Annotated in this window: 1 protein-coding gene; it reads right to left on the bottom strand. The window is 46.6% G+C overall.

Features of this window, described 5'->3' with window-relative positions; genetic code table 11:
• On the bottom strand, positions 1 to 249 hold a 249-nt coding region (locus SB753_RS39915; protein ID WP_410805528.1), incomplete at both ends, for a LuxR C-terminal-related transcriptional regulator.

The following is a 249-nucleotide window of genomic DNA, read 5'->3' as shown; positions in this document are numbered from 1 at the left end:
CAGATTTATACAGCGCCGACGCGATTTCTTTATTACTGTAACCGGCCGCCATAAGCTGCAGAATTTCCAGCTCTTTATCGCTTAAGGGTTCAATATGAGCAGGCATGGTAAAATTACTATCGGCTTGTCGCATTGTACTGAGCAAGCGCTCGGTAATATTCGGTGCAAACCAGCTACCACCGTCCGCCAGAGCTTCAATAGCCTGGATCAGAGTTTCCAGCGACACATCTTTTAGTAAAAAGCCTTTGG

This window comes from Paraburkholderia sp. SIMBA_053 (genome assembly GCF_046534895.1).
Classification (GTDB): domain Bacteria; phylum Pseudomonadota; class Gammaproteobacteria; order Burkholderiales; family Burkholderiaceae; genus Paraburkholderia; species Paraburkholderia caledonica.
Note: the sequence above shows the minus strand (reverse complement) of the source record. Positions and strands in the feature narration are given on the sequence as shown.